The organism is Solirubrobacter soli DSM 22325 (assembly GCF_000423665.1).
GTDB classification, from domain to species: Bacteria; Actinomycetota; Thermoleophilia; order Solirubrobacterales; family Solirubrobacteraceae; genus Solirubrobacter; species Solirubrobacter soli.
Genome location: NZ_AUIK01000031.1, coordinates 82,062 through 108,453 on the forward strand (window position 1 = coordinate 82,062; position 26,392 = coordinate 108,453).

General features: G+C 70.8%; 30 protein-coding genes and 1 riboswitch. Of the genes, 25 read left to right on the top strand and 5 right to left on the bottom strand.

The genetic code is table 11. The features are described from left to right. The first annotated feature begins 10 nt into the window (after nt 1-10). The 6 genes from G569_RS0124920 (at nt 11) to G569_RS0124945 (ending at nt 5,349) form a co-directional block, all read left to right on the top strand. Entirely contained in the window at nt 11-685 is a 675-nt protein-coding gene (locus tag G569_RS0124920) for a hypothetical protein (protein WP_157592291.1), read from the top strand. Nucleotides 686-696: 11 nt separating this feature from the next. Then, complete coding sequence (locus G569_RS0124925; protein WP_028065442.1) at nt 697-888, top strand: hypothetical protein; 192 nt, start codon at nt 697-699, stop codon at nt 886-888. Between the two features lie 45 nt (nt 889-933). Further along, a complete protein-coding gene (locus G569_RS64700) occupies nt 934-1,374 on the top strand; it encodes a type IV pilin protein (protein WP_053226946.1) in 441 nt (146 codons plus the stop codon). A gap of 104 nt (nt 1,375-1,478) precedes the next feature. Further along, entirely contained in the window at nt 1,479-2,864 is a 1,386-nt protein-coding gene (locus G569_RS0124935; protein ID WP_028065443.1) for a type IV pilus modification PilV family protein, read from the top strand. A 26-nt stretch (nt 2,865-2,890) separates the two neighbouring features. Further along, nucleotides 2,891-3,640, top strand: a complete 750-nt coding sequence (locus G569_RS0124940; RefSeq protein WP_157592292.1) for a PilW family protein — start codon at nt 2,891-2,893, stop codon at nt 3,638-3,640. Continuing rightward, nucleotides 3,631-5,349 carry a hypothetical protein gene (locus G569_RS0124945; protein ID WP_028065445.1) on the top strand — a complete coding sequence of 573 codons (1,719 nt, stop codon included), beginning with the start codon at nt 3,631-3,633 and terminating at the stop codon, nt 5,347-5,349. Before G569_RS0124940 ends, G569_RS0124945 begins: the two co-directional genes overlap by 10 nt. A gap of 33 nt (nt 5,350-5,382) precedes the next feature. Here the strand turns inward: G569_RS0124945 and G569_RS0124950 are convergent, their stop codons facing one another. Then, nucleotides 5,383-5,793 carry a hypothetical protein gene (locus G569_RS0124950; RefSeq protein ID WP_157592293.1) on the bottom strand — a complete coding sequence of 137 codons (411 nt, stop codon included), beginning with the start codon at nt 5,791-5,793 and terminating at the stop codon, nt 5,383-5,385. Nucleotides 5,794-5,863: 70 nt separating this feature from the next. Then, nucleotides 5,864-5,946, top strand: a riboswitch (cyclic di-GMP riboswitch). Between the two features lie 76 nt (nt 5,947-6,022). Between G569_RS0124950 and G569_RS66060 the strand changes: the two genes are divergently transcribed. The 11 genes from G569_RS66060 (at nt 6,023) to G569_RS0125005 (ending at nt 17,020) form a co-directional block, all read left to right on the top strand. Next, entirely contained in the window at nt 6,023-6,466 is a 444-nt protein-coding gene (locus G569_RS66060; RefSeq protein ID WP_064750446.1) for a type IV pilin protein, read from the top strand. A 93-nt stretch (nt 6,467-6,559) separates the two neighbouring features. After that, nucleotides 6,560-7,603 (top strand): pilus assembly protein PilM, encoded by a 1,044-nt coding sequence (pilM, locus tag G569_RS0124960; protein WP_028065447.1) that lies wholly within the window; start codon nt 6,560-6,562, stop codon nt 7,601-7,603. A gap of 119 nt (nt 7,604-7,722) precedes the next feature. After that, nucleotides 7,723-8,484, top strand: coding sequence for a prepilin peptidase (locus tag G569_RS0124965; RefSeq protein ID WP_028065448.1), 762 nt, complete (start codon nt 7,723-7,725; stop codon nt 8,482-8,484). A gap of 70 nt (nt 8,485-8,554) precedes the next feature. Beyond that, nucleotides 8,555-9,376 (top strand): PilN domain-containing protein, encoded by an 822-nt coding sequence (locus G569_RS0124970; protein ID WP_028065449.1) that lies wholly within the window; start codon nt 8,555-8,557, stop codon nt 9,374-9,376. Further along, entirely contained in the window at nt 9,373-10,104 is a 732-nt protein-coding gene (locus G569_RS0124975; protein WP_028065450.1) for a type IV pilus inner membrane component PilO, read from the top strand. The genes G569_RS0124970 and G569_RS0124975 overlap by 4 nt, the downstream gene beginning before the upstream one ends. Before the next feature lie 4 nt (nt 10,105-10,108). Then, nucleotides 10,109-11,029 (top strand): hypothetical protein, encoded by a 921-nt coding sequence (locus G569_RS0124980; RefSeq protein ID WP_028065451.1) that lies wholly within the window; start codon nt 10,109-10,111, stop codon nt 11,027-11,029. A gap of 247 nt (nt 11,030-11,276) precedes the next feature. After that, complete coding sequence (gene aroC / locus G569_RS0124985; RefSeq protein WP_028065452.1) at nt 11,277-12,446, top strand: chorismate synthase; 1,170 nt, start codon at nt 11,277-11,279, stop codon at nt 12,444-12,446. After that, nucleotides 12,428-13,942 carry a bifunctional shikimate kinase/3-dehydroquinate synthase gene (locus G569_RS0124990; RefSeq protein WP_028065453.1) on the top strand — a complete coding sequence of 505 codons (1,515 nt, stop codon included), beginning with the start codon at nt 12,428-12,430 and terminating at the stop codon, nt 13,940-13,942. The genes aroC and G569_RS0124990 overlap by 19 nt, the downstream gene beginning before the upstream one ends. Next, nucleotides 13,939-14,388, top strand: a complete 450-nt coding sequence (locus G569_RS0124995; protein ID WP_028065454.1) for a type II 3-dehydroquinate dehydratase — start codon at nt 13,939-13,941, stop codon at nt 14,386-14,388. The genes G569_RS0124990 and G569_RS0124995 overlap by 4 nt, the downstream gene beginning before the upstream one ends. After that, a complete protein-coding gene (locus tag G569_RS0125000) occupies nt 14,375-15,430 on the top strand; it encodes a M24 family metallopeptidase (protein WP_028065455.1) in 1,056 nt (351 codons plus the stop codon). Before G569_RS0124995 ends, G569_RS0125000 begins: the two co-directional genes overlap by 14 nt. Before the next feature lie 60 nt (nt 15,431-15,490). Further along, a complete protein-coding gene (locus G569_RS0125005; RefSeq protein ID WP_084285529.1) occupies nt 15,491-17,020 on the top strand; it encodes an IPT/TIG domain-containing protein in 1,530 nt (509 codons plus the stop codon). A 57-nt stretch (nt 17,021-17,077) separates the two neighbouring features. Here G569_RS0125005 and G569_RS0125010 read toward each other — a convergent pair whose 3' ends face one another. From G569_RS0125010 to G569_RS0125020, 3 genes are read right to left on the bottom strand one after another with little or no spacing between them, the layout of a single operon-like run. Then, nucleotides 17,078-17,599 carry an OsmC family protein gene (locus tag G569_RS0125010; RefSeq protein ID WP_028065457.1) on the bottom strand — a complete coding sequence of 174 codons (522 nt, stop codon included), beginning with the start codon at nt 17,597-17,599 and terminating at the stop codon, nt 17,078-17,080. Next, nucleotides 17,581-18,492 (bottom strand): bifunctional helix-turn-helix transcriptional regulator/GNAT family N-acetyltransferase, encoded by a 912-nt coding sequence (locus tag G569_RS0125015; RefSeq protein ID WP_028065458.1) that lies wholly within the window; start codon nt 18,490-18,492, stop codon nt 17,581-17,583. The genes G569_RS0125010 and G569_RS0125015 overlap by 19 nt, the downstream gene beginning before the upstream one ends. A 38-nt stretch (nt 18,493-18,530) precedes the next feature. Then, nucleotides 18,531-19,184: a DUF2231 domain-containing protein gene (locus G569_RS0125020; RefSeq protein ID WP_157592294.1), complete on the bottom strand. Its 654-nt coding sequence runs from the start codon at nt 19,182-19,184 to the stop codon at nt 18,531-18,533. Nucleotides 19,185-19,268: 84 nt separating this feature from the next. Here G569_RS0125020 and G569_RS0125025 point away from each other — a divergent pair, with 84 nt between their 5' ends. Then, nucleotides 19,269-19,622, top strand: coding sequence for a VOC family protein (locus G569_RS0125025; protein WP_028065460.1), 354 nt, complete (start codon nt 19,269-19,271; stop codon nt 19,620-19,622). Here the strand turns inward: G569_RS0125025 and G569_RS58865 are convergent. After that, nucleotides 19,605-20,414, bottom strand: a complete 810-nt coding sequence (locus G569_RS58865) for a M28 family metallopeptidase (RefSeq protein WP_157592295.1) — start codon at nt 20,412-20,414, stop codon at nt 19,605-19,607. The genes G569_RS0125025 and G569_RS58865 overlap by 18 nt on opposite strands. Nucleotides 20,415-20,538: 124 nt before the next feature. Between G569_RS58865 and efp the strand changes: the two genes are divergently transcribed. From efp to G569_RS0125065, 7 genes are all read left to right on the top strand, one after another. Continuing rightward, complete coding sequence (efp, locus tag G569_RS0125035; protein WP_028065461.1) at nt 20,539-21,099, top strand: elongation factor P; 561 nt, start codon at nt 20,539-20,541, stop codon at nt 21,097-21,099. 31 nt (nt 21,100-21,130) lie between these two features. Beyond that, nucleotides 21,131-22,273 carry an MptA/MptB family glycosyltransferase gene (locus G569_RS0125040; protein WP_028065462.1) on the top strand — a complete coding sequence of 381 codons (1,143 nt, stop codon included), beginning with the start codon at nt 21,131-21,133 and terminating at the stop codon, nt 22,271-22,273. An 84-nt stretch (nt 22,274-22,357) separates the two neighbouring features. Then, nucleotides 22,358-22,753, top strand: coding sequence for a transcription antitermination factor NusB (nusB, locus tag G569_RS0125045; RefSeq protein ID WP_053226948.1), 396 nt, complete (start codon nt 22,358-22,360; stop codon nt 22,751-22,753). A 28-nt stretch (nt 22,754-22,781) separates the two neighbouring features. Then, nucleotides 22,782-22,991: a hypothetical protein gene (locus G569_RS0125050; protein WP_028065464.1), complete on the top strand. Its 210-nt coding sequence runs from the start codon at nt 22,782-22,784 to the stop codon at nt 22,989-22,991. 4 nt (nt 22,992-22,995) lie between these two features. Continuing rightward, nucleotides 22,996-23,874 (top strand): polyprenyl synthetase family protein, encoded by an 879-nt coding sequence (locus G569_RS0125055; RefSeq protein WP_028065465.1) that lies wholly within the window; start codon nt 22,996-22,998, stop codon nt 23,872-23,874. After that, the gene (dxs, locus tag G569_RS51350) at nt 23,871-25,793 is read left to right on the top strand and encodes a 1-deoxy-D-xylulose-5-phosphate synthase (RefSeq protein WP_037498925.1); all 1,923 of its coding nucleotides are present in this window, start codon (nt 23,871-23,873) and stop codon (nt 25,791-25,793) included. The genes G569_RS0125055 and dxs overlap by 4 nt, the downstream gene beginning before the upstream one ends. 213 nt (nt 25,794-26,006) lie before the next feature. Continuing rightward, on the top strand, nt 26,007-26,392 hold a 386-nt coding region (locus G569_RS0125065; protein WP_028065466.1), incomplete at its 3' end, for a cupredoxin domain-containing protein.

The window sequence follows — 26,392 nt, forward strand, 5'->3', positions numbered from 1 at the left end:
ATCCACCGCGATGTCATCCGCACCACCCCCGCCAGGAGCCGGAGGCGGCGTACCCGCCGGCCGGTCGATCTCGGTTGCGTTCGAGTCCGGCCGGCGCATGGCGCCCGACGCGCTGCGGCTGAGCCCGAACGGCGCGACGCTCGAGGTCGACTCGATCTTGAGGGTGCCGCTCAAACTCACGCTGGGTCAGTTGCACCTCGCGCAGGTCGATCGCGGGCCGGCGAAGGTTCGCGGGCAGGCGGGCCGGTTCGCCGTGCTGCGACGGCTCTCCGCGACGGCGGTGGTCCCGCGCGAGCAGGGGATCGAGGGATGGCTGTGGACGAGCATCGGCGGATCGGCGCTGACGCTCGTGGGGGATGAGGACGCGGCGCCGACGGGCGCGCTGCTGTTCACCAAGCCGCTCGGGCCGAACGACCTCAAGGACGCGATGAAGCCCGAGGCGTTCGACGCGCTCGTGGCGCGATCGCCGCTCGGAATCCCGGCGGTACCAGGGTTTTTGTTCCGGGTGCAGGAGCCGGCGAACGCCGAGACCGCGTTCCGGGCGTACGGGCTGCTCAGGCCGCTGACGGACCGTGAGGTCCCGCCGACGATGCGTCGTTCCCTGCCGACCGACAAATCGGCAGATCCGACGATCCAAGGGCCGTCGCAGGGCCCCAAGGGCTCGGTCGCGCCGCCGGGCTTCTAGCCTGTCGGCCCGTGAGCGCCACGACCGAGCACGATCCCAGCACCTGTACGGCCTGCCGCGGCAGCGGCGAACTGATCTCCGGCCTCGGTGGGGAGTCCCACCGCGTCCGCTGCCCGTGGTGCGACGGCACCGGGCGGTTCGACCCGGCGCGCGACGCGCAGGCCCCGGCCCGCGAGGGCCATCCGGCCGACCAGCCCGCGTAAGCGGGGACTAAAGCCCGAGCGCCCCCGGTCGAACACCCGGGGGACATGGTTCGCTCACGCCTCCGCGCCGACGACGGCTTCACGCTTGTCGAGATGCTCGTCGTCACCCTCATCATCGGCGTTCTCGCCGCGGTCGCACTCGCCACCTTCCTCAACCAGCGCGCCAAGGCGCAGGACGCTGAGGCCAAGACGTCGACGGTCACCGCCGCGAAGGCGATCGAGGCCTACAGCACCGACTACGACGGCGCCTACGACGGCGCCACGGTGGACGAGCTGACGAAGATCGAGCCGGCGCTGGGCAAGGCCCGCGGGCTGGCGATCGACGTGAACGGCCACACGTTCACGGTCAGCGTCGTGTCGGCGGCGTCGGAGGGCACCGTGTTCAGCATCTCGCGGGCCGCGGACGGCCTCTCGACGCGCGATTGCACCAACCCCGGGACGGGCGGCTGCCACGCCGACCTGGACGCCGGCGGCAACCGCTGGTGAGCGGCCGTACGGTCGTCACCCCATCCGGCTCAACCCGCGGCTGACAACCGCCGATGAACCTCCCGATGGCCAAATCGCGCTCTTCTTCAGAAGCCGGCTTCGCGATGATCGAAGTCATCGTCAGCGCGGTGGTGCTCGCCATCGTCGCGCTGGCGGTTCTGTCCGGAATCGACGGCGCCCAGGGTTCGTCGGCGCGTGAGAAGGCCCGCGCGGTCGCCGGCGCACTGGCCGAGCAGGATCAGGAGCGGATGCGCTCGATGTCGGTCGAGACCCTGCGCGCCGTGCCGCAGATGGCGCCGCAGACGATCGACGGCGCGACCTACACGATCAAGTCCGAGGCCCAGTGGGTCACCGACGACACGGGCGGCACCCCGGCCTGCGGCAACTCGAGCAACAACGCCGAGTACTTCCACATCACCACGACGGTGACGTCGGCGATCACCGGGACGAGGATCCCGCCGGTCAAGATCGACTCGCTGGTCAGCCCGAGCGTCGCCTACTCCCAGTCCCACGGCACGATCGGCGCCAAGATCGTCGACCGCAACGGCAACGGCCTGGCGGGCATCGCGGTCAGCGGCACCGGCCCATCGGCGCTGGGCACGCAGGTCACCGACCAGAACGGCTGCGTCCTCTGGCGCTCGGTCGACGTCGGCGCCTACACGATCACGCTCAGCCAGTCGGGCTTCTGCGACGAACTGGGCAACACGAACGTCAGCCGCGACCAGACGGTCAGCGCCAACACGGTCAGCTTCGTCACGGTCCGCTACGACCGCTGCTCCTCCTCGATCGTCAACGTCCGCACGTACCAGCCGGGTACGGCGCTTAGCACGTCTTCGACGCTGGCCTCGAAGGCACGCGAGATCACGGACATCAGCTCCAATGGCTCGCTGAAGACCTGGACGCCTGCGTCAGGCACCAGCGCGAGCACATTCACGCTCACCAACCTCTTCCCGTACCCGTCCTCTCCGTACGGCTTCTTCACCGGCGAGTGCCAGTACCAGAGCCCGGCCAAGCTCGGCGCCACCGACTACTTCACCACGACGAACCCCGGCGCCTCGATCACCGCAGACCCCAGCAGGCCGAACCAGCCGGCGTACGTCTACCAACCGCCGTTGAACATGCGCGTCACGCGCAACTCGGCGGGAACGAGCTTCGCCGTCGGATCGATCGACGTGGTCTTCACGCTCGTCAAGCCGGCCGCGTTCGCCTCGGACACCTGCACCGACGAGGTCTTCAAGTACACGGTCATGGACTACCCGCCGACGGGGTGGGGAACGCGCCCGTCCTCGCCGAACTACTACGGCTACGTCTCGCAGGACTCGACGACGTACGACCCGGGGTTGCCGTACGGGAACTACACGATCTGCCTGCGGGACAAGACGAACAACAAGGGCGTCGCAGCAGGGAGCTTCGACAACACGAAGTCGACTGCGCAGGGCTTGACGACGATCGCCGTGTCGAGCGGCTGGCAGGGGACGACGACGTGCTGATCAGCCGCCTTCGCGACGAGCGCGGCATGACGCTCACCGAGGCCCTCGCGGCCATCTCGATCGCGATGATCGTCTCGCTCGCGGCGTTCTCCCTGGTCGAGGCCGTGATGAAGCGGTCCGGCGAGACGAGCTCGCGCGTGGAGACCACGCAGCGCGCCCGCCAGGCGATGGACAACATCACCCGCGACCTGCGCTCCCAGGTCTGCGTGTTGCGCACGGACGGCACGGCGATGACGACCGCCCGCTCGGTCTATGCGGCGGGTCCCAACTCGATCACGTTCTTCGGCGACACGGCCGACGAGAGCTGGAGGACCGGCGTCACGGCGATGCCGATCCCGACGCTGCGCACGATCGCGCTGAGCGGCGGGGCCGTCAATCCGACCACCGGGCTGCTCCTCGGCGCCACCATCAACGAGACGATCCGCCCCGGTGCCAGCGACGTCAACGGCGTCACCTACGCGAGCGCGACCGGTCAGACGACGCGCACCGAGCTCTCGGAGGCGATGCCGGTCAAGGACGCGGGCGGGAACGACCTGCCGATCTTCACCTACTGGGCGTATGACACCGCGACCCCGCCGGCGACCACGGTGCAGCTCGGCGCGAACGGCGCCACGCTGACCGACGCCGAGGCGGCGCAGGTCGCCCGCATCCGGATCAACTTCCGCGTGCTCCCGGCGGGGAAGAACACCGTCCGCGGCTCGACGGTGATCCAGGACGAGATCACCGTCCGCACCGTCGATCCCGACTCCGCCAACCCGAGGCCGACATGCATCTGAACCAGCGCCCCGCGATCCGCTCCGAGCGCGGCTTCTCGATGTTCATCGTGCTGATGGCGCTGACCGTCACGGCGATGTTCGTGGCCGCGTCGTTCGCCGCGGTCAACGGCGACCTGCCGCAGTCGGCGACCGCCAAGAACCGCAAGTCGACCTACGCGGCTGCGGAGGCCGGTCTCGCCTTCTATCTCAACCACCTGCAGCAGGACCCGGACTACTGGACCCTGTGCGACAAGGCGCCCGACCCCAACGCGTCGGAGCGGAGCCCGATCAACCTGCAGTGGGACGGGGCCGGCAACGACCCCCGCACCTGGCGCACGGTGCCCGGCACCACGGCGCAGTACACGATCGAGCTGCTCGAGACCAAGAACTACCCGAACGGCTGCGTCACGACCGACCAGAAGTCGATCATCGACGAGTCCACGGGCACGTTCAAGGTCCGCTTCACCGGCCGGCCGTCGCCGAGCTCGTCGATGCACCGCAGCATCGTGGCGACGTTCCGCCGCGACTCGTTCCTGAACTTCGTGTACTTCACCGAGTTCGAGGACATCGACCCGAACGCGCTGTCGGACTCGACGGCTCGCGCGACGGCACTGTCCAAGTGCGCGGAGAAGTACCGCACGGCGCGCGCGTCGACGACCGCGAACGGCTGCCCGTACGGGAACGAGATCACCTTCCCGGACGGCGACAAGGTCAACGGCCCGCTGCACACCAACGACGAGAGCCTGATGACCTGCGGCACGCCGACGTTCGGTCGCGACAAGACGATCGGCGGCGCGACGATGAGCCCGAAGACGGACACGATCGAGGTCCGCGGCCCGCTGCCGGGCTACGCCGGGCGCCAGTCGGTGACGCAGGGCAGCCGTAGCTACACCGGCTGCTCCACCAACCCGACGATCAACACGCCGACCGGCAAGTTCACGCCGAACGCCAAGTACCTGCAGATGCCGCAGTCCAACCAGAAGCTCGCGGAGGTCGCGCAGTCCAACGGCACGTATTACACGGGCAAGACGATCATCCGGCTCAACAACACGACGATGGACGTCACCAACTACGCGGCCAACGGCACCTCGACGACCAGGACGGGCGTGGCCTGGCCGAACAACGGCGTGCTCTATGTCGACAACGCCGGCACGTGCTCGGGCGAGTACCCGACCGACGCCAACTACGACGAGGCGGCGGCCTGCGGCAACGTCTACGTGAGCGGCACCTACGCCAAGTCGCTGACGATCGCGTCGCGCAACGACATCATCGTCAAGCCGACGATCGGCGCCAAGCTCAACAACAACTCGACCGACTCGGACCTCAAGGGCGCGTCGGACGCCACGCTCGGCCTGATCGCCGACAACTTCATCCGCGTCGGCCACCGCGTCGCGACCGACTCCAGCGGCGACTGCGACAACTACGCGCCGACCAACGAGCCGACGGTCCTGAACGTGCGCATCGAGGCGGCGATCCTGTCGCTCAAGCACTCGTTCATCGCCGACAACTACAACTGCGGCAAGCTCGGCACGCTGACCATCGTCGGCGCCATCGCCCAGCGCTACCGCGGCACGGTGTCGACGTTCAGCGGCACGACGATCGTCACCGGCTTCACCAAGAACTACTGGTACGACGACCGCTTCCGGTACCGGTCACCCCCGTACTTCCTGAGCCCGCTCGACTCCGCATGGGATGTCGTCAGGGTCCACGAACAGGTCCCGGCCCGCTAGTCCACTCGGCCCGCCCCCGGCGGGCCGAGCCCGTTAATGGACCTCGAGCGTCCCCAGCGTCCGGTTGTCGCTGAGCAGCACGAGCGGGTACGTGCCCGGCGTGTCGGCCAGCCACTCGAACTCCGCCGGCGTGTCCGTCTCGACGTCCTCGACGGAGACATCGCCGAACGCCACGCTGTCCGGCTCGTCGCCGTCCACGATGATCTGGACCCGATCGCCGATCTCGGCGTCCACCGTCTTGCCGGCAGGACCTGGCGCAGTCGAGAGCTTCATCGTGACGTCGAAGGCGTCGGGGTCGGTCAGCGAGTCCGCGGAGGCGGTCGCAGTGGGCGCAACCGACGCTGTAGAGCCGTTTTTCGAGCCCTGGTCCGGGGGTGAGATGGTGACGACGAGGACCATCAGGCCCAAGAGCGCCAGCACGATCACGGTTGTCCGTCGGGTCATCACCCCATGTCAGCTTAGTTGGGGGTAAAGGACGCCACGCGAAGTGCCGATACCGGGAGTAGCCAGACCGAGGTGTCAAAGGCAAATCGTCCGCGAGGACGAGGCGCAAAGCCACGGGGCTCCGTCGGATGCGGAGTTGGCCGGGCTGCCACTTCCGGCAGAACGGGACCAAGGACCTGGCAAGGCAAACACCACAGGCCCAACGATCCCTTCAGGAGGGTTCACCCACATGCTCCACAAGCTTCGCCAGCGCGCTCAGGACGAGAAGGGCTTCACGCTCATCGAGCTCCTGGTCGTCATCCTGATCATCGGCATCCTCGCCGCGATCGCCCTGCCCGCGTTCCTCAACCAGCGCGCCAAGGCTCAGGATTCCGGCGCGAAGAGCGACGTCCGTACGGCCCAGACCGCCATGGAGACGTGGTACACGGACAACCAGACCTACGCCGGCGTCACGGCGACGGGTGCCACCAACTCGCTCGTCTCGATCGAGCCGGCCCTGGCCAACGCTTCGTCCCTCGCCATCACGGCGCAGGGCCCGAGCAACTACACGATCTCGGTCACCTCGAAGAGCTCGTCCGGCACGAAGTTCTCGATCACGAACACGGGCGGCACCGTCACGCGTTCCTGCGACAAGCCGAGCACGGGCGGCTGCAACGCCTCCGGCTCCTGGTAGTCCCCACTACCTGATTTGAACCCTCCGCGAAGCGGGCCCTCGGGCCCGCTTCGTGCGTTTAAGCCGCCTCAAGATTCTGCCGATAACAGCCTCGTGCTCCGTAAGAAGAAGAAGTCCCAGCAGGCCAGCGTCGTCGGGCTCGAGCTCGACGCGGGCCACGTCGCTGCCGCCGAGGTCTCGGTCGACGGCTCCCTCACCCTGACCCGCGGCGCGGTCGCCGAGCTCCGGCCCGGCATCATGCGCGACGGCGAGGTCGCCGATCCCGTCGCCCTGGCCGAGGCCGTCAAGGCGCTCTTCGCCGAGCACGAGCTCCCCAAGACCGTGCGGCTGGGCATCGCCCACCAGCGCATCGTCGTGCGCACGCTCGACCTCGAGGCGACGCTCGACGACCCGAAGGCGCTGGCCGCCGCGGTCAAGGCCGCTGCGCCGGACCACATCCCGATGCCGATGGACGAGGCGGTCCTGGACTTCCAGCCGCTCGGCGTCGTCAACACGCCGCTCGGCCTGCGCTCGCGCGTCGTCGTCGTCGCGGTCCGCCGCGAGATGGTCGAGCGCGCCGCCGCCGCCCTCGAGGGCGCGGGGCTCAAGCTCGAGGGCATCGACCTCTCCGCGTTCGGCATGGTCCGCGCGCTCGCCTCAGAGCACGAGGGCGCCGTCCTCTACATCAACGTCGCCGGCCTGGTCAACGTGGCCGTCGCCAACGCGAGCGGCTGCCTGTTCACGCGCGCCTCGGCGGGCGGCGTCGAGACGATCGCCTCCAACCTGGCCGAGCGCCGCGGGCTCACGCTCGAGCACGCCCGGGCCTGGATGACCCACGTCGGCCTCGCCGCGCCGCTGGACGGCATCGAGGGCGACGCGGACCTGATCGCGGGCACGCGCACCGCGCTCGAGGACGGCGTGCGCGAGCTCGCCGACAGCATCCGCACCTCGCTGAACTTCTACCGCACCCAGGACGCCGCCGAGACGGTCGAGCTGGGCGTCGTCACCGGCGCCGCGGTCACGATCCCCGGCTTTGTGGAGCGTCTGAGTGAGCAGCTGCGCCTGCCGCTGGAGGCGCGCGTCATCGCCGCCCCCGAGGACGTCGACGCGGGCCGCCTGACGGTCGCCGCCGGCCTCGCGATCGCCGAACGCGCGTAGAGGCGCGGCGCATCATCCCCTTCCGTCCGCCACACTGCACGCCGCGATGACGACCCTGGCGAGCGTGTGCGGAGGCACCGACCCGGGGGTCCAGGGACCCCCGGGGAGGTCGAGGTGAAATGAGCGTCGGTGTGGCGGCCGTGATTGCCGCGATCCTCGGAGCGATCGTCGGCTCCTTCCTCAACGTGGTGGCCTACCGGCTGCCGCGCGGCGAGTCCCTGGTCCACCCGCCTTCGGCCTGCCCGAGCTGCGGCACCCGGATCAAGGCCTACGACAACGTCCCGGTCCTCGGCTGGCTGTGGCTGCGCGGCAAGTGCCGCGCCTGCGGGGCGCCGATCTCGCCCAAGTACCCGATCGTCGAAGCGGTCACGGGCCTGCTGTGCGCCGCGTGCGTGCTCGAGTTCGGCGCCGACCGCGACGTGTGGCTGCCGATCGTCTTCGTACTGCTGCTCGTCCCGATCACGCTGATCGACCTCGAGCACCACATCATCCCGAACGTCCTGTCCGCGATCGGCGCGGTCGCTGCGCTCGCGCTGGTGATCGCCTTCCAGCGCGACGACCTCACGGAGCACATCATCGCCGCGCTCGGGGCGGGCGGGTTCTTCCTCGTCGCCGCGATCGTCTATCCCGCCGGCATGGGCATGGGGGACGTCAAGCTCGCGGCCGTGATGGGCCTCTTCCTCGGCCGCGCGGTCGTGCCGGCGATCTTCGCCGCGCTGATCGCGGGAACCGTCGTCGGCGCGGTCGTGATCGCGCGCCTGGGCGCCAAGGAGGGCCGCAAGAAGGGCATCCCGTTCGGTCCCTGGCTCGCCTTCGGCAGCCTGATCGGCCTCTTCTGGGGCAACGATCTCGTGGACTGGTACCTCGACACCTTCACGTAGACGCGCCCACCCTAGGGGGAAGGCCCCACCTCGCTCAAGGCGCTGAAAGGCAGTGCCGATACCAGGAGCGATGAGAGCCGTCAACCTCCTTCCCCCCGACACGCGCGGCGCCTCGAAGGTCTCCGCCGATCTCGGCGCCGGCCCGGAGGCCAAGGGCGGCGCGGGCCCCTTCGTCGTCCTCGGTGTCCTCGCCGCGTGCGTCGCGGGCGCGGCAGGCTACGTCCTGACCGACAACACCGTCAAGCAACGCCAGACCGACCTCGCTCAGGCCCAGGCGCGCCAGACCGCACTGCAGAACCAGGCGGCCAAGCTCAAGCCGTACGCCGACTTCGACGCGTCCGCCCGCGCCCGGGTGCAGACGGTCAAGGACCTGGCCGGCTCGCGTTTCGACTGGGAGCAGACGCTGCGCGACCTCTCGCGGGCGATCCCCCAGGACGTGACGCTGAAGTCCCTCGAGGGCGACATCAGCTCCTCCGGTGGCGGCGGCAGCGCACTGCGCGGCGCGATCTCCTCGCCCGCGATCACCGTCCAGGGCTGCGCGCCCGGTCAGACCCAGGTCGCGCGGCTGATGGCCCGCCTGGGTGACATCGACGGCGTCACCCGCGTCTCGCTCGCCAACTCGACCTCCGCGCTGGTCGAGGAGCCCCAGCAGCCGGGCCGCACCGCGAAGGAGCGGCTGGCCCAGCGCAACTCGCTCCCGTGCGGCGCCGGCAAGCGCCCGGCGTTCCAGATCGTCATGTTCTTCGAGAAGGCGACCGCCGCCGTCTCCACCACCCCGACCACGTCCACCGGGCAGGTCGGCCCCACGCCGACCCCGTCCCCGACGGCCACGCCTTCGGCGACGCCGGCGGGCACGACCGCCCAGCAGCCCGCGGAAGGGGCGACCAAGTGAGCCGTTCGATCCGCCTCCTCCTGCTCGTCGTCGTGGCCGGTGCCGCGGTCGGCGGGTACTGGAAGCTCGCCCTCGCGCCCAAGCGCGCCGAGGCCGCCAAGCTCGACCAGGACGTCGCCGTCGCCGAGGCCCAGCTCGTGCAGACGCAGAGCCTGATCGCGACCTACGAGGGCGCACAGAAGGAGTACAAGACCAACTACGCGACGATGGTGCGGCTCGGCAAGGCCGTGCCCACCGACGACGACATGCGCTCGCTGATGGTGCAGCTCGACACGTCCGCCAAGCGCAGCGGCATCGACTTCGACACGGTCAACCTCAACGCCTCCGGTGGCGGCGGTGCGGCGACGACCGGCGTCGCGGCGCCCAAGACGCCCGGCGCGATCAGCACCGGCGCCTTCTCGGCGATGCCGTTCCAGTTCACCTTCACGGGGACGTTCGGGTCGCTCGGCAACTTCTTCACGCGGCTGGAGAGCTTCGTGACGCTCCAGGGCGACAAGATCGACGTCCGCGGCCGGCTGCTGCGCGTCGAGAGCCTGAAGATCCAGCCGGCCCAGGACGGCTGGCCCGGCCTGCAGGCGGATGTCGGCGCGAGCGCCTACATCGTCCCGGAGACCACCGAGGTCGCCGACCCCGGCACCACCAGCACCCCTTCGACCACCACGGCCGCCACGCCGTCCGCCGGGACCACCGGCGCGGCGCCGAGCGGTACGACCGCGACCGCAGGCTGACCCGATGAACGTGATCACCGACACCCTGCGCCAGATCGTCCGGCGCAAGCTCTGGCCCGTCGCCCTGGTGCTGCTGGGCGCCCTCGTGGCCGTGCCGCTGCTGCTGGCCAAGGAGCCGGAGTCCACCGCGCTCGCCGAGGCGGCGAACGCCAAGAAGGTGGAGCCGCTGCCGGCGACGTTCGTCTCCGCGCCCCAGCCGGCCGAGAACGGCAAGCGCCGCCGCGTGCTCGGCGCGCTCAAGGACCCGTTCGAGCCCGAGGAGCTGCCGAAGGTCAAGAAGGTCAAGGCGAAGGCCGCCAAGGACGACGCGCAGTCCACGCCGACCACGGACACCCCCTCGTCCGACGGCTCGGGCGGTGCCCTGCCGCCGGTCAGCGCCGCGCCGACCGCGACGCCCGCGCCGACGGTCACGATCCCCGCCTACTCGGTCAAGGTCCGCTTCGGCACCACCGACAGCGACGAGCTGCCGGTGAGCACGATCGAGCGCCTGTCCGTCCTGCCGGACGAGAAGAACCCGGTGATCGTCTACCGCGGGGTCGTCGACAACGGCAAGGCCGCGATCTTCGAGCTCACGGGCGAGGTCGAGGCCGAGGGCGACGCGAAGTGCTCGCCGACGCCGGAGGACTGCCAGTACATCAAGCTGCGGGCCGGCGAGACCGAGTTCCTCACGATCGCCGACACGAACGACGAGGCCACGAACGCCCAGTTCCAGCTGGACCTCGTGAAGGTCTACAAGAAGCAGACCAAGGAGAAGGTCAGCGACCCGAACGCCACCGCGACGCAGTCGCTGGCCAAGGCGTCCTCGTCGTCGCTGACGAGCAAGCGGTTCCCGCTGCGGCGCCGCAACCGGTACGTCTTCGACGCCACGACGGGGCTGCTGCATCTGGCTCCGAAGGGCGCCAAGACGCCGCTCTCCTCTCTGTAACCCACTCGCGGCGGGAGCCGATGAAGCGCACGGCGGGCCCCTCGGGCCCGCCGTTGCCGGTTGAGCCCGGATCCACCGGTCCCCGCGGCGCCTCGCGGCCGTGGACAGCGCTCCTCGCCGATCGGCCGGGACCCGAAGGGAACCACCCTGAGGGAACCCGGCCGATCGACGATCAGCGGTGCCCACGACCACGAGTCATCCACGGATCACCGGTCGATCCGGGCTGGGCCCTCGTAGGATGCTGGCCGTGCCATTGCATGTCGTCACCGCGGGGGAGTCGCACGGGCCGGGCCTGACCACGATCGTGGAGGGGCTTCCCGCGGGCCTCGAGCTCGATCAGGAGGCCATCGACGGCGACATGGCCCGCCGCCAGCTCGGTCACGGGCGCGGCGGCCGCATGAAGATCGAGAAGGACTCGGCGCAGGTCACCGCCGGGGTCCGTCACGGCCGCACGCTGGGCGGGCCGGTCGCGCTGCAGGTGACCAACCGCGACTTCAAGAACTGGGAAGAGCGGATGAACCCGTGGCCGGTCGAGGCCGACGTGCCCGAGGTGCACCTGCCGCGCCCGGGCCACGCCGACCTCGCCGGCGTGCAGAAGTTCGGGTTCACCGACGTGCGCAACGTGCTCGAGCGGGCGAGTGCCCGCGAGACCGCGGCGCGGGTCGCGGGAGGCGCGCTGGCCAAGGCGTTCCTGGCCGCGCTCGGCGTGACCGTCGTCTCCCACGTGACCCAGATCGGGTCGATCCAGGCGCCGGACCCGCACTCGCTGGCGCTGGATGACTTCGCCGACGTCGACGCCTCGCCCGTCCGCTGCCTGGACGCCGCCGCGAGCAAGGAGATGGTCGGCGAGATCAACGTCCTGCGCAAGCGCAACGAGTCGATCGGCGGGATCTTCGAGCTGCGGGCGTTCGGCCTGGTTCCCGGGCTGGGCTCGCACGTCAGCTGGGAGCAGCGGCTCGACGGGCTGATCGGAATGGCGCTTTTGAGCATCCAGGCCGCCAAGGGCGTCGGCCTCGGCGACGGCTTCGACCTCGCCGGCCGCCCGGGCTCCGAGGCGCACGACGAGATCTTCTACTCCTCCGAGCGCGGCTACTACCGCGAGACCAACCGGTCCGGCGGGCTGGAAGGCGGCATGACGACCGGCGAGCCGCTGATCGCCCGCGTCGCGATGAAGCCGATCCCGACGCTGACCAAGCCGCTGCGCTCGGTCGACATCGCCACCCGCGAGCCCGCCCAGGCACTGCGCGAGCGCACCGACTCCTGCGTCGTCCCGGCCGCGGGCGTCGTGGGGGAGGCGATGCTGGCGATCGTGCTGGCCGGCGCCTACCGTGACAAGTTCGGCGGCGACCACATCGACGACGTCAAGACCGCCGTAGGCGCCTATTGCGAGCGCATCGGATGGAAACCCCGGCCCTAGTCTTCATCGGGTTCATGGGCGCCGGCAAGACGACCGGCGCCCGGGCCGCCGCCGCCGCGCTCGGCGTGCGGGCGATCGACACCGACCGCGAGCTCGAGCAGCGCCTCGGCACCTCGATCGAGGACTACTTCGCCTCCCACGGCGAGCGCGCGTTCCGCGAGATCGAGGAGGACGTCGTCGCCGAGGTGCTGGAGACGCCGCCCGCGCCGGTGATCTCGATCGGCGGCGGCGCGATCGGCTCCGCGCGGGTGCGCGAGCTGCTGGCCAAGCACACCGTCGTGATGCTCGACGTCGACGAGCCGACCGCCTGGCGCCGCGCCGGCGGCAAGCGCCGGCCGCTGGCGCGCGACCGCGAGCGCTTCGCCGCGCTGCACGCCGAGCGTGCGCCGGTCTACGAGGCGCTGGCCGACGCGGTCCTGCTCGACGGCGGCGCCGAGACCGTCCGCCGCGCCGCGGGCGCGCTGCGCAAGATCCCGCCGGGCGTGAAGGTCGTGTGGGCGATCGCGGGCACAGCGAACTACCCGGTCTACGTGGGCGACGTGCTCGACGGCGACTTCTGGCCGGTGCGCGGCCGCCGCTTCCTCTTGACCGACGAGACCGTCGGCGCCGTCCACGGCGACCGCGTCCCCGGCGCGACGGCGACGTTCGCCATGCCGGCGGGCGAGGCGGCCAAGACGCTCGCCAACGCCGAGATCCTGCTGCGCGGGCTCGCTTCGGCGGGGATGGACCACGACGACCACGTCGCCGCCCTGGGCGGCGGCGTCGTGGGTGACGTGGCGGGCTTCTGCGCCGCGGTCTACCAGCGCGGCGTCGGCGTCGTGCAGGTGCCGACGACGCTCGTCGCCCAGGTCGACTCCGCGTACGGCGGAAAGACCGGTGTGGACCTCCCGGAGGGCAAGAACTACGTCGGCGCCTATCACCAGCCGCGCGCGGTGCTCTCCGATCCGCGCACGCTGGCCACCCTGCCCGCGGCGGAGCTCGCCGCCGGCTGGGCCGAGGTGGTCAAGACGGCGCTGATCGCCGGCGGGCCGCTGTGGTCGCGCGTACGGCGCGGCGAGGGGATCGTCGACCGCGACCTGGTCCTCGCGTGCGCCCGCACCAAGCTGGCCGTGGTGGCGCGCGACGAGCGCGACGCCGGCCGCCGCCAGGTGCTGAACCTGGGCCACACGGTCGGCCATGCGATCGAGACCGCGACCGGCTACGCCCGCTACCGCCACGGCGAGGCGGTCGGGCTCGGCCTGCTGGCGGCGCTCACGCTCTCCGGCCAGCCCGACCTGCGCTCCGAGGTGAGCGACCTGCTGGAAGGGCTCGGGCTGCCGATCACCGTCGACCCCGCGATCGACGTCGAGGCCGTGCTGGCCGCCGTCCAGCGCGACAAGAAGAAGCGCGGCGGCAAGGTCGGGTTCGTGCTCGTGGAGGCGCCGGGTGACGTGCGCACCGGCGCCCCGGTGTCCGAGCGCGACGTCCGCGCCGCGATCGGGGGCCTGCTGCCGTGAGGAACCGGGTCGCCGTCCTGCACGGGATCAACCTCGACGCGCTCGACCGACGCCCCGTGCACCACTACGGCGATCTGACGTTCACGCAGCTCGAGCAGCGGATCGGCCGCTTCGCGCGTGAGTTGGACCTGCAGACGAGCTTCTTCCACACCAACCACGAGGCCGAGTTCGTGGAGGAGTTGCACAAGTCGTCCGACTACGCCGACGGCCTTATCCTCAACCCCGGCGCGTGGACGCACTACGCGTGGTCGCTGCGCGACGCCGTCGAGATCGCGGGGCTGCCGGCGATCGAGGTGCATCTCTCCGACGTCGACGCGCGCGAGGCGTGGCGCCACGTCTCGGTGCTCGAGGACGTGCGGGCGGGCAAGGTGTCGGGCAAGGGCCCGGACGGCTATCGGGAGGCGTTGGTCATGATCAAGAGGATTTTCGAGAATGAGCAGGGCTGATCGCGTCGCGGGGCGGCTCTCCGAGGTCGACGCGCTGTTGATCACCGACCCGGCGAACCTGCGCTACGTCACCGGGTTCACCGGCTCGAACGGGTTCGCGGTCGTGGGCCGCGACGTCCGCCGCTTCGTGACGGACTTCCGCTACGTCGAGCAGGCCAAGGTCGAGGTCCCGGACTTCGACCGCGAGCAAGGTCCGCAGGAGCTCTACGCGGCGCTGACGGGCCTCGAGGGCGTCGGACGGCTCGGATTCGACGACGCGCACCTGTCCGTCAAGGCGCATCGGCGTCTGGGAGAGCTGATCCCGGAGGTCGAGCTCGTGGCCGCCTCGGGCGTCGTGGAGGAGGTCCGGGCGGTCAAGGAGCCGGGGGAGATCCTGCGCATCGGCGCCGCCGCCGCGCTGGTCGACGAGATCTACGGCTGGCTGCTCGAGCTCGGGATCGTGGGCAGGACCGAGCGTGACGTCGCGATCGCGCTCGAGCACGAGATGCGGCTGCGCGGCGCGTCCGGGCCGTCGTTCGACTCGATCGTCGCCTCGGCCGAGCACGGCGCGCTCCCGCACGCGACCCCGCGCGACGTCGCGATCGCGCCGGACACGCTGGTCACGATCGACATCGGCGCGGTCCTGGACGGCTACTGCTCGGACTGCACGCGCACGTGGGCGACCGGGCCGAACGTCTCCGACGAGCTGCGCGAGATCTACGCGCTGACGCTGCGCGCGCAGGTCACGGCGCTGGACGCGGTGCGGCCCGGCCCGCTCGGGCGCGAGGTGGACGCGGTCGCGCGCGACATCATCGACGCCGCCGGCCACGCCGAGCACTTCGGGCACGGCCTCGGGCACGGCGTCGGGATCGTCACCCACGAGGGCCCGCGGCTGGCCCGTTCCGGCACCACGGCGCTCGAGGCGGGCAACGTCGTGACCGTCGAGCCGGGGGTCTACGTGCCCGGCGTGGGCGGCGTGCGCATCGAGGATCTCGTCGTCGTGACGGAGGGCGGACGCGATGTCCTCTCGAAGACGACGAAGGAACTCCTGACCGTCGAATAGGGTCAGTCCCCCAGGCGCGGCGGCTCAAGTGGCCCGCCGCGATGGCCGATATCGAGGTCGATGGTACTTCGACCTCGCACCCGCCCCCTGCTGCGTCGCGCTGTCGCCGCGGCCGCCCTCGGCGCGCTTCTCGTGCCCGCCACGGCGGGCGCGAAGGCAAAAGCGCCCGTCATCACCAAGGTCACGCCCAAGACCGCCGCTGTCGGCACCAAGCTCACGATCCAGGGCAAGAACTTCACGCGCGGGAAGGGCAAGAACAGCGTGCTGTTCCGGCGCGACAAGGGCAAGGCCCTGTTCGTCAAGGCCGACGTCTCGACGACCAAGCAGCTCGTCGTGGTCGTGCCCAAGACGCTCGAGAAGTACATGAACGCCCAGGGGAACCTGCCGATCCCGACGCGGTTCCGCCTGCGGGTCCTGTCCGCGAAGCTCTCGAAGGCCTACACCCGCGAGGGCATCTCGCCGGTGATCGGGCCGGAGAAGGCCAACGGCGGCGGCGACAACTCCGGCGGCGCCGGGGTCCCGACCGCGCCGGACGGCGACTGCGACTCCGACGGCGTCAAGAACAGCGTCGACCTCGACGACGACAACGACCTGCTCAGCGACGCGCTCGAGCTCTCACTCCTGCTCGACCCGTGCGTGGGCGACACCGACGGCGACGGCGTCGAGGACGGCTTCGAGTACCAGTCGGCGATCGACCTCAACAACGACGACTACCAGCACCCGAACTACTCGATCCCCTACCCGACCAAGACCGCCTACCCGAACCCGCTCTTCAAGGACGCGGACAAGGACTACGACGGCGACGGCCTGGACCTGGGCGAGGAGTACAAGCTCTGGAAGTACACGTACGAGGTCAACCACACGGCGGCGCGCACGCTGACCCCGCTGTCCTACTCGGACGGCCTGCAGTACTCGCTCTCGGTCCTCGCGGGCGGCAACGGCCGGCACACGCCGACCATGAACGTCACCGACTACCAGCCCCCGCAGGCGTTCCGCAGCTGGGCCGACAGCACCGGGTACGGCCAGGTCTTCCTGCGGCCCTACGGCGCCACGCGCGACCTCTACGACATGGACGGCGGCGGCTCGGTCACGACCGTGCCGACCGGCAACCAGGAGCGCGCCGAGCTGACCTACTGGGACCTCGACTTCGACGGCAAGGTCTCCGACGACGAGCGTGACGAGGACGCCGACGGCCTCACGAACTACGACGAGGTCAACGGCCCGATGACCGCCGGCTGGTGGAAGGCCTGCTACCCGGAGGACGGCGAGTACCCGATCCCGTACGTCGGCACCAAGGCCTACGACGCCGACAGCGATGGCGACGGCATCCTCGACGGCGCCGACGACCAGGACTTCGACGACATCCCGAACATCATGGAGCTCAGCCGCAACATGGCGGGCAACTGGCCCCGCAACGGCAACTGCGGCGGCAGGGCCGTCTCCGACCCGGCCGCGCCGTTCAAGACCTACGTGAACCCGTTCAACCCCTGCCTGCCGGACATCTACTCGCGGACGTGCCAGCGGCACCCGTCGATGTCGGCCGCGTACGCACCGTTCATCGACCAGTGGGAGCCGAAGATCCGCAACTAGCGCTTCTGCTGCGAGGTTGAGTTTCGAGGGCCCGCCTGGTGCGGGCCCTCGTCGTTTCTAGGCCGCCGTGGCGGTGGCGCGTCCCATCGTCACGTCGAGCTGCGGGCCGCGCGCGAGCGTCTGCAGCACCACGCAGTAGCGCTCGGTCAGCTTCAGCAGGGTGGCGAGCTGCTCGTCGTCGGCGTCCGTGTCGAGCTCGAAGCTGAGGCGGATGTCGCGGAAGCCGACCGGCGCCTCGCGGTCGACGCCCAAGGTCCCGCGGAAGTCAAGGTCGCCCTCGGCCTTGATGCGGCCGTCGGCGATCGGGATGCCGAGGCTCGTGCTCACCGCGCCGAGCGTGACGCCCGCGCAGGCCACGAGCGCCTCCAGCAGCATGTCGCCCGAGCACAGCTGCGTGCCGTCGCCGCCGGTGGCGGGATGCAGGCCCGCCTCGGCGATCGCGCGCCCGGTCTCGACGGAGCAGGTGACCCCCTCACCGAGCCTGCCGGAGGCCTTGAGCGTGATCAGCGCCTTCTCCGGGTCGGTCTTGTACGACTCCTTCAGCGGCGCCTGCAGCGCCCTCAACGCGTCTCGGTCCATGCCTGGAGGGTAAGGGACCAGGTCTGCTCGGTCAGATCGTGGCCGAACGCGTGGTGCGGCGCCTCGTGCTGGAGGGTGAAGCCGGCCCGCTCGTAGATGCGGCGGGCGGCGTGGAGGATGTCGTTGGTCCACAGCGTGAGGGTCTTGTACCCACGTCTGCGCGCGTGCTCGACCACTTGGTCGACGAGCTGCGTGCCCAGGCCCAGCCCGCGGGCCGCCGGCTCGACCAGCAGCGTGCGCAGCTTGGCCGTGTCGGGCGTGTCGTGCACGCACAGGACCGCGCCGGCGCGCTCGCCGTTGACCTCGGCGACCCAGGCCCGGTCGGTGGTCGGATCGAACTCCGCGGCGATCTTCGCGACAAGGCGCTCGAAGGACGCGTCCCAGCCGTACTCGCGCGCATAGAGGACGCCGTGGCGCTCGACCAGCCAGCCGAGGTCGCCGATCTGCAGGTCGCGGATGGTCACGTGGGTGGAGGGCTCGATCGCGGCTCGCAGGTGGCGCATGGCGCGCAGCGCGGCGTCCGGGTCGGGGAGGCCGTCGAGCAGCGCGCCGACCTCCTCGCGCGAGCCCTGGTCGAGGCGGGCGAAGGCCTCGTCGCCTTTCGCGGTGAGCCGCACCTGCCGGCGGCGCGCGTCCGTGGGGGAGGGGACCCGCTCCAGCAGGCCCTGCTGTTGGAGGCGCTTGACCAGCCGGCTGAGCTGGCCCGCGTCGATCGCCAGCGCCTCCTTGAGCGCGCTCGTCTCCTGCGTCCCGTTCGCGCCGAGCTCGTACAGCACGCGCGCCTCCGCGAGTGGGTGCGTCGTGCTGTGGAGCCCGTGGCGGGTCATGCCCAGGCGGGTGGTGTAGAAGCGGTTGAACTCCCTCAGCGCCGCGATCTGTGCGGGGTCGGCCATGTCGTTGACAGTGTCAACGACATGATTGACTTTGTCAACTACCCGCCGCCACCGTCGGGCGCGGTGCCGGCCGGCGGCTGGCCGTTCTGGCCGGGGAAGCCCCCGCCCTGGAAGCCGGCGGGCGGGCCGCCCTCTCGTTCGCCCCACGCGAGCTTCGCGCCGAGATGCCCGGTGCGGATGACCATCACGATCGCGCCGAGCGCGAACAGCACCGCCAGAACGCGCAGGACCAGCACGGCGGCGTTCGGGAGGCGGCGCGCCCACAGCAGGCCGACGAGCAGCGCCGTCAGGATCACCATGATCAGGCGCAGCGTGATCCCGGCGTCCTCGTGGTCGTGCAGCGTCGGGTTCTCGATCCCGCCGCCGGGGAAGCCCTGCTCGCGGTCCTCCTGGAACGCCTGCCCCGCGCCGACCGCCAGCAGCGTCCCGGCCAGCGCCGCGACGCTGAAGGCCGCGACGAGCACGCCGTAGCGCTCGAACCAGCGGAAGTTGAACATCACGGCGAGGACGGTGAGCCCCAGGATCGGGACGAAGATCACCGGTACGTGGATGATCAGCGGGTGGGCGGGGAGCCCGAACGCGCGATGGATCTCGAGGGGCCAGAGGGCGAGCGAGACGACCGCCGCCACCGCGACGATCGTCTCCCAAGGTGGGCGCGAGGTCGCGCGAGCAGGAACGGACGCTGAAGCCATTTCGTGAACCCCATCGCGAAACCTAACGGAGTCCTAAAGCAGCGCTGGGAATCGACTGAGCGTTGAGGCGTAGTGTGCCCCGGTATGCACGGCCAACTCGCGCACTTCGCCTTCAACGCCGACGACGTCGACGCCAGCCGATCGTTCTACGAGAGCGTGTTCGGCTGGACGTTCGAGAATCCCTACCCAGCGTTCTTCCGTACGTCAAGTGCTGGTGGGGCGATCGGTGTCGTGCAGGGGCGGCGAGCCCTGCTGGACGCGCCGACCAACGGGCCCGAGGTGACGTTCTCGGTCGACGATCTCGGGGTCGCGCTGGCAGCGGTCCAGGCAGGCGGCGGGCGGGTGCTGATGCCCGCCACGACCATCGACGGGGTCGGCGACTTGGCCTTCGTCGCCGACCCGGGCGGGAACGTTCTGGGCCTAATGCGCTTCGCGTAGAACCGGCCAGACGATCTCCAGTACACGCGCGAAGGCCTTGCGCTGGAGGCGGTCCGGGGTGTCGCAGGCCGTGTGACGGCACGGCTCGTCGACCACGCCGAGCTTGGCGGCGGGCGCGCCGGCGCGCGCGAGCTCGCGGTGGTCGGAGTTCCCTTCGCCCTTCGGGTCCTGGACCCAGCGCACGCCGGGTTTGAGGAAGAGCTTCTCCACGTCCTCGCGCGGGCTCGCGGCGGTCGAGTGCAGGTCGAAGCGCGTGCCGCGGCCGATCTCGTCGAGCGAGAGCGCGAGCCTGACGTCCTTCAGCCGGCCGGTCCGCCTCAGGCGGGCGACGAGCGCGCTCGCCCCGAGGTGGTCCGGCTGCCCGGTGTACGGCCGTTCCTCGGCGCCGGTCGCGACCAGCCAGACGTCGCAGGCGGGCGCGGGGCCGGTGCTCAGCGCCCGGGCGAGCGCGACGAGCGTCCCGACGCCCGACGCGTTGTCGTCGGCCCCGGGCGCGGGCGGGACGCTGTCGGTGTGCGCCATCGCGATCACCAGGCAGTCGGTGGCGGCGTCCCGGATCCCGATCACGTCGCGCGAGCGTCCCTTGCCGGGGACGTCGAAGCGCTCGTACCCCACACGCAGCCCGACCGCCCGGAAACGCTTGGCGACGCGCTGATGCGCCCTGCGCTCGGACGCTGACGCGGCCGGCCGCGGCCCGCGCCGGGCGAGCGACACCGCGAAGTTGTGCGCCTCCGCCGCCGACGGCCCCGGGGCCGCCGCCAGCGCGCAACAGGCTCCAAGCGCAGCCAGCACGCCGCGAGCGTACAAGGCGACAACCTGCCTTCGATCTCGGGCCGGGCACGACGCTCGCACGTCGTGTGGCCTCCCAGCGCTTGCGCGTCACGGTCCACAAACGGGGTAGCCTGAACCCCCGCACATGATCTCCACGAACCAGTTCAAGAACGGCAATCACATCGAGGTCGAAGGCGTCGTCTTCAAGATCATCGAGTTCCAGCACGTCAAGCCCGGCAAGGGTGGGGCGTTCGTGCGCACCAAGCTGCGCCGCGCGTCCGACGGGGCTGTGATCGATCGCACGTTCCGGGCCGGCGAGAAGTTCCGGCCGATCCACACCGAGGCCCGCAAGATGCAGTTCCTCTACGCCGACGGGACCGACGCGCACTTCATGGACGAGGAGTCCTACGAGCAGATCGCGCTGCCCGAGCCGAGCGTGGCCGAGCCGTTGAAGTGGGTCAAGCCCAACGAGAGCGTCGACATGCTCTACATCGACGGCGAGCCGGCGGACATCCAGCTCGGCGCGTCGGTGGAGCTCGAGGTCACCCACACGGAGCCGGGCGTCCGCGGCGACACGGCCTCCGGCGGCGGCAACAAGCCCGCGACGCTCGAGACGGGCGCGACCGTCAACGTCCCGCTGTTCGTGAACATCGGCGACAAGATCAAGGTCGACACCCGCTCCGGCTCGTACATGTCGCGCGCTTAAGCGCCCACGCGGCGCAGCCGATACGGATCCCGTGAGGATCCGCCATCCGTTCGCGCTCGGCTGCGCCGCTCTCCTGCTCTTCATCGGGTCCCGCAACGTCTTCTGGGCCGACTACTTCGTCGAGGCCTGGCCGGCGTACTTCCACCTGCGCGTCGACGGCGCCGGCGAGTTCCTGCGGCTGATGCCGGCCTATAGCGGCTTCGCGACGCTGATCGGCGCGCCGACGGCGTTCCTCGGACTCGGGATGGACTGGACGTTCCGCCTCAACGCGCTCCCGGGGCTACTGATGCTCGTGGGGCTCGCGACGGCGCTGCACGTCCGCGAGCGCGCCCACGTGGTCCTGGCGGTGCTGCTCGTCGCCGCCTCGCCCGCCGCATTCCTCGCGCTCGACGCCGGCCATCCCGAAGACGTCCTCGCCGCCGCTGCAGCGACCGCCGGCGTCCTCGCCGCCGTCCGCCAGAAGGCGACGCTCTCCGCGGTCCTGCTGACGATCGGCGTGCTGTCCAAGCAGACCGCCGTGCTCGCGCTGCTGCCCGCCGCGCTCGCGCTCCCCAAGCCGAAGCTGCGCGTCCTGGCCGCGCCCGTCGCCGCCGCGCTGCTCGTCTACGGCGGCGTCCTGCTCGCCCGCCCGGCGGCGAGCGTCAGCGCCCACTCGGGCATCGCCGCGGGCTCGTTCTTCCACCCCTGGCAGGTCTGGTGGCCGCTGGGCGTCCCGTCGACCCCCGAGTGGATCGCGGCCGGCCACGGCGACGTCACCTCGCCCGCCTGGCTGGCGCCGATCCCGCACCCGCTGATCGTGTTCCTCGCGCTGCCGCTGAGCGTCGCCTGGTGGTGGCGCGCGGGGCATGACCGCCCGCGCGAGGACGCGCTCGCCCTGTTCGCGCTGCTCGCCCTTGAGCGCTGCCTGCTGGACCCGTGGAACATGGGCTACTACCACCTGCCGCTGATCCTCGCGCTCGTCGCGTGGGAGACCGAGAAGCGGCGCCCACCCGTCATCGCCCTCGCGGTCACGGCCGCGCTGTGGCTGACGTTCAAATCGTTCGAGCTGCGCACGGGGATGGCGCCGATGCTCATGTACCTCGCGTGGACGCTCCCCCTCGGCGCGTTCCTCGTCCGCGAGCTGTTTGCGAACCCCGCCCGGGCGCGGAAGCTCGCTCCGGCGTACGCGCGCTAGCCGGCCGCGGCACAACCAGAATGCCTGAAACCTGGGCGTGGGCCCTCGCAGCCGTGGGCCAGGCTCCGCTAGCCTCACCCGCCGATGCGCAGGTCTGAACAGCGGCGCGCTGCGGTGTTCGCGCTCTACCAGCACGATCTCACCCGCCGCCCCCTCGACGACGTCTTCGAGTCCGACGCCGGCCACTTCACCCGCGCGCTCGCCCACGCGACGGCGGACAACGCGGAGGAGCTCGACGTCTACATCGAGCGCCACGCGAAGAACTGGACGATCGACCGCATCGCCCCGCTCGAACGCGCCATCCTGCGCACGGCGCTGCTGGAGATGCTGCACCCCGACCTGATCGAGGGCGACAAGCCGATTCCGCCTGAGGGCGCGATCGACGAGGCGGTCGAGACCGCCAAGGCCTTCTGCGGCGCCGAGGCCCCCGGGTTCGTGAACGGGATCCTCGCCGCGGTGCTGCGCGCGCAAGCCGTATAGCCGACGCGGGTGCCAGAATGCGCGGCCGATGCCGCCGGAATCCCTTGAGCGCCTGATCGAGCGCCTCGAGCGCGCCGCCGTCACGCTGCGGGCGGGCGAGCTGCCGTCCGATCGCGCCGCGGCGCTCGTGGAGGAGTGCGCCCGCCTGGCGATCGAGGCCGGCGCCGAGCTCGACCGGCAGGTCCGGGCCGCGGACGCGGAGCCCGTCGCCGCCGGACAGATGGCGCTCGGGTCCTGAGAAGTTGGGCTACCCGGACCACCTGCGCACCGACATCGAGGTCTACCTCGAGGGTCTGCGCTTCAGCGCCGAGCCGGCGACGGACGGGCTGGAGGAGGCGATGCGCTACTCGCTGCTGGCGGGCGGGAAGCGGATCCGGCCGGTCCTGGCGCTCGCGACGGCCCACGCGATCGGGATGCCGACCGAGGCGGTGCTCCCGCTGGCGGGCGCCCTCGAACTCATCCACACCTACTCGCTGATCCACGACGATCTGCCGGCGATGGACGACGATTCGCTGCGCCGCGGCCGGCCGACGTGTCACGTTCGTTACGGCGAGGCGATCGCGATCCTCGCGGGTGACGCGCTGTACGCGGAGGCGATCCGCCTGGTGCTGCGCGACCTGCACGCCGAGCCCGCGCGGGTGATCGCGTGTCTCGCCGAATTGACCGCCGCGTCGGGGGTTCAGGGCATGGTCGGCGGGCAGTTCATCGACGTGTCGGGCGTCGACGAGTCCGACGACGCCCAGCTGCGCCGGTTGCACGAGCTCAAGACCGGGCGGCTGATCGGGGCCGCGATCGACTGCGTGTTGCTGCTAACAGACGATCACACGCGCTCGACTACACTTCCGGACTTCCGTGCGTTCGCTTCTGAGCTCGGGGTCCTGTTCCAGATCGTCGACGACATCCTCGACGTCACGGGTACGGATGTCGCGCTCGGGAAGCCTCAGGGAAGCGACGAGCGGCACGGCAAGGTGACCTACGTGAGCCGTTATGGACTCGACGGGGCCCGCGCCATGGCCGCGGAATCGCACCGCAACGCGCGCGCCGCGCTCGACCGTGCGGCCTCGGGGCGCGCGGAGGAACTGGCCCAGATCACCGACTTCATCGCCACCAGGACTTCATGACCTCACTGCTCTCCCGGATCGACCGCCCCCAGGACCTGCATTCGCTCTCCGAGGATGAGCTGCAGGCCGTTGCGCAGGAGGTCCGCGAGCTGCTGATCGACACGGTCGGGGAGATCGGCGGCCACTTCGGCGCCAACCTGGGGACGTGCGAGATCGCGGTCGCGGTGCACTCGCTGATCGACTCGCCGCGTGACAAGGTCCTGTGGGACGTCGGTCACCAGGCGTACCCGCACAAGGTCCTGACGGGGCGGCGTGACGCTTTGAGCACCATCCGCCAGTACGGCGGCCTCGCCCCGTTCTGCTCGATCCCCGAGTCCGAGCACGACATCATGGGCGCCGGCCACGCCTCGACCTCGATCGGCTACGCGGTCGGGATCAAGGAAGCCATGCAGCGCGGCGGTGCCGAGGACGGCAAGGTCGTCGCGGTCATCGGCGACGGCGCGATGACCGGTGGCGTGGCGTTTGAGGCCGTGTCGCAGGCCGGTGGGCTCGGCACGCCGATCGTCGTGATTTTGAACGACAACGGGATGTCGATCGCCCCGAACGTCGGCGCGCTCTCGCGGTACATGAACCGCGTCCGGCTCGATCCGGGCCTGTGGGAGGCGCGCGAGGGCGTCGAGGAGAAGCTCACGAAGCTGCCGGCGGGGATCGGCGCGGCGTTCGAGCGCCTCGGCCCGCGCTTCAAGGAGTCCGTGAAGGCGTTCTGGGCGCCCGGTCTCTGGTGGGAGGAGCTCGACTGGGCCTACCTCGGCGTGATCGACGGTCACGACGTGCGCGCGATGCGCCGCGCGCTGCGGACCGCGTTCGAGGCCGAGCGCCCCGTCGTCATCCACTGCGCCACGGTCAAGGGCAAGGGCTTCGCGCCGGCCGAGAACGGCGGCCTGGAGGGCATGGAGAAGTGGCATGCCGCCAAGCCGAAGTCGATCGCGTCGCGGATGCCGGCGCCGTCGCGACCCTCCACGCCCGCGCCGCCGCAGTACACCCAGGTGTTCGGCGAGGCGATGGTGCGCGAGTGCGAGCGCGACCCGCGGGTGATCGGCATCACCGCGGCGATGAACTCCGGCACCGGCCTGTCGATCCTCCAGAAGGCGCTGCCCGAGCGCTACTTCGACGTCGGCATCGCCGAGCAGCAGGCCGTGCTGTTCGCGGCGGGCGCCGCGCTGACCGGCATGCGCCCGGTCGCGGCGATCTACTCGACCTTCCTGCAGCGCGCGTTCGACCAGATCGTCCACGACGTCTGCCTGCAGCAGCTGCCGGTGACGTTCGCGATGGACCGCGCCGGCCTGGTCGGTGACGACGGCCCGACGCATCACGGCGTCTTCGACATCGCGTACCTGCGGGCGCTCCCGCACATCACGCTGATGGCGCCGCGCGACGAGGCGATGCTCGTGCACATGCTGCACACCGCCCTGCACGTGGACGGGCCGGCCGCGCTGCGCTACCCGCGCGGGGCGGGTGTGGGCGTGGAGCTGCCGGTTGCGCCTTCGTTGATCCCGGTCGGCACGGGCGAGATCCTGCGCGAGGGCGAGCGCGTGGCGCTGGTCGGTTACGGGACCGGCGTCGGGAAGGCTCTGGCGGCCGCGGATCTGCTCGCGGAGCGCGGCCTCGATGTCACAGTCGCCGACGCTCGCTTCGTCAAGCCGCTTGACGTCCCGCTGTTGACCGCCCTTGCCGCCGAGCACGAGCTGCTGGTCACGATCGAGGAAGGCGTGCTCGCGGGCGGCTTCGGCTCTGCCGTGTGGGAGTCATTCTCCGAGGAGGGAGCGCTGGCACCGCGCATCCTCCGCGTCGGGCTCCCGGACCGCTACGTGACCCACGGCGCTCCCGCGCTGCTGCACGAAGAGGTCGGCTTCACGGCCGAGCGCATCGCCGAGCGCGTCGAGACCGCGGTGCTCGATCCGCGCGGCTCCTTCGCTTAATTGTTGAGATAGATCAACGCGTCGAACGGTCTTCGCAGGCCGTGCGTAATGGCCCTTGGTTAAACATTCCCAAGGGGGTCGGCGTTGGGTCTCAGGAAGAGGTACATGCCATGGCTGGCATGCGTCGCCGTGGGTGCAATCGGTATACCCGCAATCGCCTCGGCGGCCGGGTCGCCTGGATCGGGCGCTGCAGCGGCGCCCGGAAACATCACCGTGGTCGATTTCGGGTTCGAGAATCCCGCGACCGGGGACAGCACGGTCACGATCAACGCGGGCGAGACCGTCACGTTCAGCTATCCGAACGGCGGCAGCTTCCACAACGTCGACTTCGCGACCGCGCCGACGTCATGCACCCAGACCGCGGGCGCCGTGGTCGGGGCCGTGCCGCCGCTCCCGAGCTTCCCCTCGCCCGCCGGCTGGGCGGGCAATTGCCGGTTCAACACGCCGGGGACGTACGACTTCTTCTGTGACGCGCACAACTTCATGACGGGAACGGTCGTCGTCGTGGGGGCGACGCCGACGCCTACTCCGACGCCGACGCCGACTCCGACTCCGACTCCGACGCCGACTCCCACGCCGACGCCGACTCCCACTGCGAC